This is a genomic window from Gammaproteobacteria bacterium, assembly GCA_022340215.1.
Taxonomy (GTDB): domain Bacteria; phylum Pseudomonadota; class Gammaproteobacteria; order JAJDOJ01; family JAJDOJ01; genus JAJDOJ01.
On the sequence record JAJDOJ010000049.1, the window covers coordinates 1 to 10,010 of the forward strand.

At 60.0% G+C, this 10,010-nt stretch carries 10 protein-coding genes; 7 read left to right on the forward strand and 3 right to left on the reverse strand.

The window, feature by feature from the left end; all coding sequences use genetic code 11:
* From LJE91_03645 to LJE91_03665, 5 genes are all read left to right on the forward strand, one after another.
* Positions 1 to 222 (forward strand): hypothetical protein (locus tag LJE91_03645; GenBank protein ID MCG6867834.1); only part of this gene is annotated, 222 nt, incomplete at its 5' end.
* Between the two features lie 423 nt (positions 223 to 645).
* Complete coding sequence (locus LJE91_03650) at positions 646 to 1,887, forward strand: hypothetical protein (protein ID MCG6867835.1); 1,242 nt, start codon at positions 646 to 648, stop codon at positions 1,885 to 1,887.
* A 22-nt stretch (positions 1,888 to 1,909) separates the two neighbouring features.
* The gene (locus tag LJE91_03655) at positions 1,910 to 3,358 is read left to right on the forward strand and encodes a cyclic nucleotide-binding domain-containing protein (protein ID MCG6867836.1); all 1,449 of its coding nucleotides are present in this window, start codon (positions 1,910 to 1,912) and stop codon (positions 3,356 to 3,358) included.
* Between the two features lie 10 nt (positions 3,359 to 3,368).
* On the forward strand, positions 3,369 to 3,689 hold the full coding sequence (gene cutA / locus LJE91_03660; GenBank protein MCG6867837.1) for a divalent cation tolerance protein CutA: 321 nt from the start codon (positions 3,369 to 3,371) through the stop codon (positions 3,687 to 3,689).
* Complete coding sequence (locus tag LJE91_03665) at positions 3,689 to 3,907, forward strand: DUF1214 domain-containing protein (GenBank protein MCG6867838.1); 219 nt, start codon at positions 3,689 to 3,691, stop codon at positions 3,905 to 3,907. The genes cutA and LJE91_03665 overlap by 1 nt, the downstream gene beginning before the upstream one ends.
* A gap of 93 nt (positions 3,908 to 4,000) precedes the next feature.
* Here LJE91_03665 and LJE91_03670 read toward each other — a convergent pair whose 3' ends face one another.
* The 3 genes from LJE91_03670 to LJE91_03680 form a co-directional block, all read right to left on the reverse strand.
* The gene (locus LJE91_03670; protein ID MCG6867839.1) at positions 4,001 to 4,966 is read right to left on the reverse strand and encodes an SMP-30/gluconolactonase/LRE family protein; all 966 of its coding nucleotides are present in this window, start codon (positions 4,964 to 4,966) and stop codon (positions 4,001 to 4,003) included.
* 214 nt (positions 4,967 to 5,180) lie between these two features.
* On the reverse strand, positions 5,181 to 6,566 hold the full coding sequence (locus LJE91_03675) for a DUF1329 domain-containing protein (protein ID MCG6867840.1): 1,386 nt from the start codon (positions 6,564 to 6,566) through the stop codon (positions 5,181 to 5,183).
* A gap of 16 nt (positions 6,567 to 6,582) precedes the next feature.
* Entirely contained in the window at positions 6,583 to 8,505 is a 1,923-nt protein-coding gene (locus LJE91_03680) for a DUF1302 domain-containing protein (GenBank protein ID MCG6867841.1), read from the reverse strand.
* Between the two features lie 379 nt (positions 8,506 to 8,884).
* Here LJE91_03680 and LJE91_03685 point away from each other — a divergent pair, with 379 nt between their 5' ends.
* Both LJE91_03685 and LJE91_03690 read left to right on the forward strand, forming a co-directional pair.
* On the forward strand, positions 8,885 to 9,649 hold the full coding sequence (locus LJE91_03685) for a glucose 1-dehydrogenase (protein ID MCG6867842.1): 765 nt from the start codon (positions 8,885 to 8,887) through the stop codon (positions 9,647 to 9,649).
* Between the two features lie 133 nt (positions 9,650 to 9,782).
* Positions 9,783 to 10,010, forward strand: a 228-nt coding sequence (locus LJE91_03690; protein MCG6867843.1) for a LuxR C-terminal-related transcriptional regulator, incomplete at its 3' end; no start/stop codon positions are given.

The window sequence follows — 10,010 nt, forward strand, 5'->3', positions numbered from 1 at the left end:
ATCGCCCTGCGCTTCAGCACCGAGGTCTGGCAACACCATACGCTCTATCTGCGCACCCGCTCACGCGCCCTGCCCTCGGAAAAAACCGTCCGACAAGTGCTGGCCCCTCTCGTGGTCAGACAACTCCTCAATCTCCCGCCAAACAGCCTCATAGCGAAGATACGCCGCTACTTCATAGGCGTCGACAACGACGAGCAGGACGATGATCGCCGAGCCGCTTGACTCATAGCTCAGATCACAGGGTTGAGTGGTATTTCACCGGCTGGTTCAACTATCAGCCGCGGGCAGTTTTGTGCGACGATCAGACAGAGAAGTTATGACTGAGGAGATCGGTAAGGTACAATGCCCTGTCGGGGGGCGTGTGGTTGTTCTGATCATCTTACTAAGCGTGACTCAAAACGCTGACCTCTACCATGAGTTTGCCATATTCGTCAATGCGTAAGTCCTAATCAATTGTATATCACCGCGTCGATCTGTACACTGACACCATCCACAGCGGCTTGTGTCGACACGGGAGATTGACTCAATGAAGATCGCAATCGGAGTCGATGGCTACGGATACGAGCTCAAGGAAACTGTTCTCGCTCGCCTGCGTTCTCCCATGGACGATATCGCAGAGCTTGAACGCCGGGCGTTCAAGACTTCATGACCGCCGGTACCGTCATAAACTCGCTCGAGCCGTCCGTCCTGCAGGCCAGCAAGGCGATCTACGATCAACTGTCGATCCCGTTCGGCGACACGACCATCAAACTGCTGGCGCTGGCCGATGGCTATGCCTTGCTGTCCGACCCGGGGCACATTCCTCCGCACGAGCTCGAAGCGTTCCTCGCCACCTTGATTCGTTACAAGAAGACGATCTTGCTGGATAACGCCGACCAGTTGACCTTGCTCTGGCTGCGCGACTTCTGCCGGCGCTATGCGCGCATGGAAATCGTCGAGGTCGAGGCCATGCAGCCCAGACTTCTGTCGGACGCCGCGGGATGGACGGACACCGAGCATCCCGTCAGTTCGCGCGTGCTGGCCATCTTTCCGCACGGCTTCCTGCGTCGTCGCGCCGTGTTGCAGCGCGCGCAGGAATATCAGGTCTTGCAGGCTGGCCAGGATACATTGCCCAGACAAGCGGTGCATATCATCGGTATCGGCCCCAATCGCTCCCTGCTGACCCGGCGCGCGGCCGATCTGATCGGCCGGGCCAGGCTCGTGGTCACGTTCGACTTTGTCTACGAGATCATCGAACACCTGCCGTTCCAGGGCCAGGTCATCGTCCTCGACTACGACTGGCAGACGTACCCGGTCAATATCGAGCGAATCGACCAGCGCCTGGCGCTGTTGCATGTAGAAGGGCACTACGATGTGACCGTGGTCGTGGAGGGTAACCCCGAGGTCTACGATCTGCTGGCGTTTCTATCCTTGTCCGGCCGCGATTATCGCTTCGAGGTCATGGCGCCGGCCGTCACGCTTTGTTGCGCGTGGCTCACCGAGCACTACGGCATGGATGTCACCTATCCCAGCTACGTCATCGTGTCGGGGTACAACGCCCGGCTCGGTATCACCACCGCGCAGCTCGCGCTGGAGCTGGATGCCTATCTCCGCCTGGAGATGACCTGTCTGGTCATCGAGCTATACAGCGGCGATCTGCCGCTTGTATTCCAGCGCGTTCAGCACGCATCGCGGCCCAAGTTCATCGTCATCTTGATGAATATCTTTACACCCGAGCAGCAGATTTATGTCGTCGATGCTAGCTCCATGAACAGCGTCGAATGGGCACGGCAAATCAAGGGCAAGTTTACCAGCTTCGCGATTGTGGACGCGCAGCGACTGCGGCGCTCCCCCGACGTGTACGCGCGATTGCTGCGCGATTTTGCACCGGTGACCGAGCCGCCCTGACCAGCGAGACGCAGACGCCGCCATGAGCGAGGCACTCAAGTTTCTCACCATCGACGATCAGGCGCTCATGATCGAGTCCTCGCGCCGGGTGACATTCGCCCAGGGCACCGAGGTGATCCAGCAGGGCGACGACAGCGCTCGGGCGCTGTACACCATATGTTCCGGCGTGGCGCGGGTCGAGGTCAACGGCATGGCCATCGCGCATCTGGGGCCCGGGTCGCTTCTCGGCGAGATGGCGTTTCTGGACCGTTCCCCGGCGAGTGCGTCAGTGATAGCCCACACCGAGCTCGGCGTCGACGTCATCGATTCGGCGCACCTGCAGACTCTCCTGGCCTCGGTCCCCGGCTTCGCGACTCGCTTCTACGTATCCCTGGCCACGCTCATATCCGGGCGACTGCGGACCGCCTCCCAGGTCGCCTCCAGGTCGCACTCCGCCCGCGCCGGGGACCGTGGTCAGGTCAGCTTTGCAGCGATCACGGAGTGCCCGAGCGCGATCCTCGATGAGCTGGACGGCGTCTGTGCCGAATTGGCCGAGGAAGCCCGGCAGGCTCGCTCGGTCTCGGCCGCGGCGTCGGCGCACACGGACTTGAACGACCGGGTCGCGTCCGCTTGTGATCGCCTGCACGCACTGCTCACCCGGGCCAGCGCAGACTATCCCGAGCAGGCCGAAATCATCTGCGGGCACGTATTTCGACTGACGTTTCCATACCTGATGGCGAGTCGTATCAACGACCATGCGTACAACAAGCCGTACGGCTACGCCGGCGACGGTCATCTGCTCGATCTGCTGCACGACGCCGGACCGGTCGGCCATGGAGCGTTCGGAACCGCAGTCGATCGCTGGGTGCTGGCGCGGCCGATCTTCCGCGCGCTGTGTCGGCGCGGTGCATGGCTCCTGCAGTCGTTGAACGAACTCACCGAGACCTGGCAGGGGCGCACGCCAGTGCCGGTTGCGTACCTCGCGAACGGCAACTCCCGAGACCTGCTGGCGCTGCACGACCACCCGCGCGCCCTCGACGTGACCTGCCTGGAGATGGACCCACACACGCTGCAGGACACGGTGCAGCGCTTGCAGGAGCACACCGGGCAGGTGCGCATATCCCTGGTGCATAGTAATACGCTGACCCTCGGGCGCGGCCGTGACAACACGTTCCTGCATCGCCAGAAAGTCATTATCGGTGCCGATGTGCTCAATCGCTACGAGGATGATGACGACGCCGTCAGCCTGCTCGACTGGATCCACGAGCGACTGCGTCCCGATGGCGCGGTCGTTCTGGGTCAGCTCCGGCCCGACCACCCCGATCGCACCTATCTGCAACATATTCTGCACTGGAAGCTCCGTTACCGGGACCGCGCGGCCGTCGAGCGGCTATTCGCCGCATCCAGGTTCAAGAACGATTCACTCACCGTGGAGCATCACCACGACGGCGTTCAGATGAAAGCGATCTGCCGCCGGCTGGACAACCAATGAGAGCATGACCATGAAGACCATGAAGATCGCCGTGACCAACGTCCCACCCGAGCACGCGAAGACCATTGCCACCACGCTGGTGACCGAGCAGGTCGCGGCCTGTGTCAACATGTACCCCATACGGAGTGTCTATCGCTGGAAAGGCGAAGTGTGCGAGGACGACGAGGTTACCCTCATGATGAAGGTGTCGGCCGAGGGAGTCGCGCAACTGCAGGCGCGGTTGCAGCAACTCCATCCATACGAACTAATGGAGTTCCTGGTACTCGACATCGATGCGCAGGGCTCCCTGGCCGAATATATCGAATTCGTGCGCGCTAGCACGCGAGTATAATCAACCGCTATTCCTTCGGCGATCGGACGCCCGGCCTGATCCGCGACGCGGATGGCGGACTGACCATCATTCTGTCCCACAAAAAACCGGAGGAAGACGGTGTCAACTGGCTGCCTGCACCGGAAGGACGTTTCTGGGTGATTTTCCGCGCCTATCAGCCGGATCAGAAAATCATCGACAATGTCTGGCAGCCGCCGGCCTGGCAGGTCGTGAACTGATCCATTCCCGAAACAGACCTTGCCGTTTCAGACCTTGCGCTCGATCCCTTTTCGAGCCGCGATCAATGGAACTTACCAAGAAACCAACAACGCTTACCGCCAGTGCCGCATGGGCAGACCCGGCACTGGCGAGCGAAAGCTCGCCAGATGGGGCATCCCCAGAGAGCCCATGTACACAGTGCGCAGGTCCTCTCCGGCGAACGTCACGCTGGCGGGCAACTGCAACCTCGGGCCGGCGCAGGCGTACATGTCCTCGGGAACCAGTGCGCCAGTTTCCAGCTTGGCTATGGCGTGTTCGAGAGCCGCGTCCACCGGGTCCTCAAACACGCTGTGAGCCTTGCCCTCGGTATCGATGATCATCAAACCGTTGCGAAGCACGGTGGTCAGCCAGATATTGCCCTCGGCATCGAAGGCGAAACCATCGATGTAGGCACCGAAGCCCAACGTTTCGGGGCCGAACACTTCCCTCTCCCCGAGGCTACCGTCGCCGCGCACGGGAAACCGCAAGATCCGACACTTCATGGTTTCCGCTACGTACAGATACCGCTCTTCGGCATCCAGGCGGATCTCGTTGGTAAAATAGATCCCGTCGGTGACGACCCGAGGTCCTTTATCGTCGATGAGAATGATATAGCCGTCCGGCTGGGGATCACGGCTAGCTTCGAACCAGTTGGGCCGCCGCGACGAAATGGAAACCCAAAGACGATCCCGGCTGTCGATGAAGACAAAGTTGGGTGCCCCGAGAGGTTGACCGTCAATCTGGTCCAGGATGACCTCACTGGAACCGTCGCGGCCCATTTTGTAGACCCGGCCGTCGCCGATATTGGCATTGTACAGGTTACCCAAGGCGTCCATCGCCAGCCCATTGGGCTCGTGGCCGGCATTACCCAGCACCGTCTGCTCTCCATCGGTGTCGATCCTCGTCACGATACCCCGGCTGTCGGAAACCCACAGGGTCCCGTCGCGCTCGGCGATGACACTCTCCGGACGATGCAGATCTCGGCCGATGAAACGCAGCTCGGAGAGCGCTAGCCTAAAATTCTCGATGATACCCTGCATTTACTGGTTTCCCCTTCAGCCCCATCCCATAGCCTCGTAGAGAGGTGGTAGTGAAACCCACGACCTCCCTCAATACGAACCCCTGCACAGGCACACTAGCGAGTGTGCAGGGGTCAGCATCATAGCGCGTCAAATCGACTTATTCATGTCATATGATGACGTATTTTATTCATCTAATGCCGAAAGACGATGTCGGCACTCTCCAGCCTCCCGCTTAGCGCACGTAGTACTTCAAGGAAATGGGGCTGAAATTGCGCCCTTCCAGTTCGTCGTAGAACCGGGCGGACTGACGGTGATTGTCCAACCCCTCTACCAGGTAACGGCGGGCCTTGAAATCCTGGAACACCTGCAGGGTATCGAACACCACCGGTACCTCGTAAAAGTTCAGCGTGTGGGACTCCTGGAGGCGCCAGAGCTGCCCGTCGAGATCATAAACATCGGCGACCATCGCCTGCCAACTGTCTTCGTCGATGTAGAAAACCCGTCTCGAGTAAATGTGCCGCGCGCCCGGTTTCAACACCGCCTCCACCACCCAGACCCGGTGCAACTCGTAGCGGGTCAGCTCCGGGTCGATATGGTGACGGCCAAGGATATCGTTTTCATCCACCTGACCGCTATGCAGCCGGTAGGCGTTGTAAGGAATGAACATCTCTCGCTTCCCCAGCAAATTCCACTCGAAACGGTCGGTGGCGCCATTGAACAGCCAGAAATCGTCGATGGTTCGCAGGGCGTCGGTTTCGGGCGCGGGGAACTGATAGGCAATTGTCGGGTTGCGGAAGATGCGCTTCAAGGTGTCATTGTAGTTCCAGGTCACCCGCTCATGGCCGGAGTAGTCAAGTGGCTCCAGGGCCAGGGCCCCGTTGCCTGCAACCGACCCGGGGGTCAGGTATTTTCCCTTGACTGCCGCGAACAAGAAGCTGTATTTCTGCTTTGTCTCACTGGTTCCGGGAAAGGCATAGGCCGACCCGAACTCCTCGAGTTTAGCGACGCGGCGGTAGTTTCCCAGACGCGTGACCGGCGCCAATGCGCTGTAACGGACAACGTGAATGCCGCGCCAGCGCAGGTTGTGGTTCCAGATCACCTCCAGGCCGCTCCGGGGGATCGGAAAAGGTGAGCTGACGTCGCTGTTGCGCACGCCACCCTTGCCCTGGGTGATGAGCTCGGCGCGGGTCGCGTTGGCCTTGAGCGCGTCGTAGACGAACTGGGGGTAGGCGGCGCTACGCCGGGTCGGGTAGACGTTCATCCGCCAACTGTCCGGATAAGTCCGCAGCCGCCTCTTCTGACCTTCGCTCAGCTTGTCCGCGTAGTGATCCAGGTTCGCGGCGGTGATGGTATAGCGCACCGGATCGTCCCCGAACGGGTCCGGATGGCGATCCCCGGGCTCGAAACCCGGCACCGCCGTGGTGAGCCCCCCGGTCCAGGGTGGAATGGTGCCCTCGGCATTACCGGCCCGCACTGCCCCTACCGGGGTCAGCTCCGGGCCGCCGAGCTTGGCGGCCTCCTGGGGCGACACGGCGGCAACGGCCAGTGTCGCGGTCCACATCAGCACCGGTACCAATACCAGCGCCCATCCCTGTAGCTTCGATTCTCGACAACCCATGGCTGCACTCTCCGCGTCAGAAGATAAACCGAACATTGAAGCTCAAGAAATCCCTGTCGTTCAACAGATTATATTTGCCTGCGCCAAAGAAATTGGTGTAGCTGATATTGGCGGTCAGACTCTGGTTCAGGTACTGTCCCCCCAACCCGATAGTGATGGATTTCTTGCCTTCGGTAAAATTCCCCAAGGGACCGGGTGTATTGCCGTTGACGTCGTGGGTCCACACCAGGCGCGGCGTCAGATTGAGCCCGCCGAGCAAACCCGTGTAGGTAAGCTGGCCGCCGAGCCGATAGCCCCAGGAGTCGGCGTCCCCTAAGTGCTTGTTCTTCACAGGGGGTATTCCCGCCTGGGGCCCACCGGGTTCCGAGTATTCGGGGTTGTTGGTCGCCGTGACCCCTTCGGCTTGCAGGGGAAGCTTGTCTTTGCTCGGCATGTTGTGGATGTGAATATAGGCGGCCTCACCGAATACCAGTGTCTGTGAGGCCCTGAAACGTGGCCCGAACAATTGAGAAAATCCCAGCGAGAGCTGGCTCTTGTCCCGCTCGATGAAGCCCTTGGTCACGGTATCGGGAGTGATGGACTCGCCTTTCGTGAACAGATTTTCCCTCAACTCCGGAGCGACCTCCATCCCCGATGACCCAGCCCAGAGTACCTGAAGTGAGTCGATCTGCAGCGGCGTGCCTAGGGTATAGGAAAATTCGCCGAACACATTGGTTCCGGTGCTGAGCAAGCTGGTGTTGAAGCTCACGCCCAGCATCTGAATATTCTCCGGGTACTCGAGGAAATACTCTTCCTGCTGAATGTACTGGTTGATGGCCTGGCCGATGCCGGCGGTAACGGCGGCCTGCGGGGTGACGCCAGGCTTTTGCAGCAGCGCCTGTGCTGTTTCCAGGGCGGCCTCGAACGTGGCATTCTCGAAAGCCTCCTCACCCGGCGAAATGGAGTTCACCACCGGCAGGCGGCTGTGATAGTTGGCGAAATAGGCGCCGATCGACATGTCGTTCCAGCGGGGCACGAAGCCCTGGACACTGAACCCGAACTGTCCGCCGTCCTTGGGATCGTCACTATCGATCCGAGTAATCTGTTGATAACGGGGATCGAAGCCCAGGGTGCCCGGCGGCAGACCGTAGAACGCATCCAGATCGGTACCCAAATCCGACAGTTTGCCGTAAGCGGTCTGAATGAATCGGCTACCGGGTGATCCCGGATCGGAGGTCGAGAAGAACGAACCCCAGGGAGGTGGCAGCGTTTTCTTCCACTCGTACTGATAGAATCCCTCGACGGCAAGCAGCTCATTGATCTGCAGGACCCCCCACAGCATTCCCTGGGGGCGTTGTATGTCCTTCGGCCGCGTTGTCGGCTGAGGCGCGACCGCACCGTCCAAGGCGTTGATGATGTTGATGCCGTTGCCAAAGCCGCTTTCGCCCCAGCTGACCACCTGGCGTCCCAGCCGCACATTGATCGGCGCCAGCCTACTGTCCGGAGGCGTACGGAAGCGGATATAGCTATCCAAAAGATCAATGTCACTGCCCACCAGTTCCTTGGCCGTACTGCTCAACGGGCGATGGTCGCGGTCACCCTTCTCGGTTTCGAAATCGTAGAACCCAGCACCGCGCAGGAAGAGCCCAAAATCGCGCCAGGACAGGGTCAACTCCGCGTCGCCTCTGACCTGATTGAACACAATGCCCTTGCCGTAGTTCAGCGTGCCATCGTCCAGGTTCGCGGAAGTGGCTTTCCCACCCTTACGGTTAGCGGGGGCGATGATGCGGTCGTCCCGATCCTGAAGCCGGAAGAGCACCCCGTAGGCGAGGGAGAAATCCACCAGCCCGCTGACAGGGCCAACCTTGAACTCGGCCGGAAACACGGGCGTGGCGAAACTTGCCATCAGCGCCGGCAGCAGCCAGTACCAGGGTCGATCGAGAAAAATTCCGAATAGCATCACCTACCCTCCATATACTATAACGATTTGATACTTATAAGCGTTTACGTATTTAGGATGATTGCCCGTCATGACAATGCTCTTTGTTCTCTCGCCCCTCGATCACTCTCCGCCGGCACCTTGAGCTCCTCAAGGACTTCACGGATGTCCACCAACTGTAATCTTAGATGACATTTCGGCGACCCGGGAACAATTTCTGGAGGCTGCGATCTAATGCCACAGCGCGATTGACCCCACCCTCCCCCGCCCCTCCCATGGAAAGGTCCTGTGCTCCATACAGGCGTGATAGCGTGGTTGCCGCCTCGAACAGCAAGACCTACACGGCTCTTCGCATGGCTTCGGGGCGACCTATTCCGGAGCAAACACGGGGAAACGCCAGATGTCTAAAGATCTCACAGGAAAAGTTGCATTAATAACGGGGGCCGCATCGGGCATCGGCAAGGCCACCGCTGAGTTATTCGCGCACCACGGCGCCAAGCTGATGCTAGCGGATATCGACACGGAAGGCGGCGAAGCGCTTGCGGCTACCCTGCAGTCCCTGGGGAACGAGGTGGTTTTCCGCCGAGTCGATGTATCACGGCCCGAGGAGTGTCAGGCGATGGTCGAGGCCGTAATCGCATCCTACGGCCAGCTCGATATCGGGTTCAACAACGCCGGCATCATGGGTGAGCTACGGCCCCTGGCCGAGCAATCCTCGGAAAACTGGCGAAAGCTAATGGGTGTCAACCTGGACAGCGTGTTCTACTGCATGAAGTACGAGATCGAGTACATGGTGCAAAACGGCGGCGGCGCCATCGTGAACACCTCTTCGATCTGCGGCGCCGTTGCAACCCCCGGCTGCAGCCCCTATGTGGCATCTAAACACGCCGTGGCGGGTCTCACCAAGACCGCCGCAATCGAGTACGCGCCCCATGGTATCCGGATCAACGCCGTGGGCCCGGGCGTGATTCAAACCCCGCTCATCACACGGGATTGCGCTGCCCAGGCCCCAGAGGGCGAGGCTGCCCTGGTGGCCATGACACCCTTGGGTCGAATCGGCCAACCGCGGGAAGTCGCCGAGCTGGTCCTGTGGCTGAGCTCCGACCAGGCCTCTTTCGCCACCGGTGGCTATTACCCTATCGACGGAGGCTATCTGGCCCAGTAGCAACTACCTGCCTTCCCACCCCTGTTGGACGCACCGCACTCAATATTTCAATATTTAAGGAGGAGTTTTACACTCCTCCGTGCGGAAGACTCCGGCAACCAGGCAAGCATTCTCTGATGCGTTCGATGCGCAGATGAGCCTTGGGGGACAGCGCAGCACACCAGCGATCCCGCCTACCCAAACCCAGAATCTGAGCGGCAAGGAAACCGAAATCCTGACGCTGGTGGCCAACGGCCTCAGCAACAAAGAAATCGCCAGAGTTCTGTCCATCACCCTGGGGACCACCAAATGGCATCTACGGAATATTTACGACAAGCTCGGCGTCTCGAGCCGGACCGAAGCGGTGTTTGAAGGGAAAGCC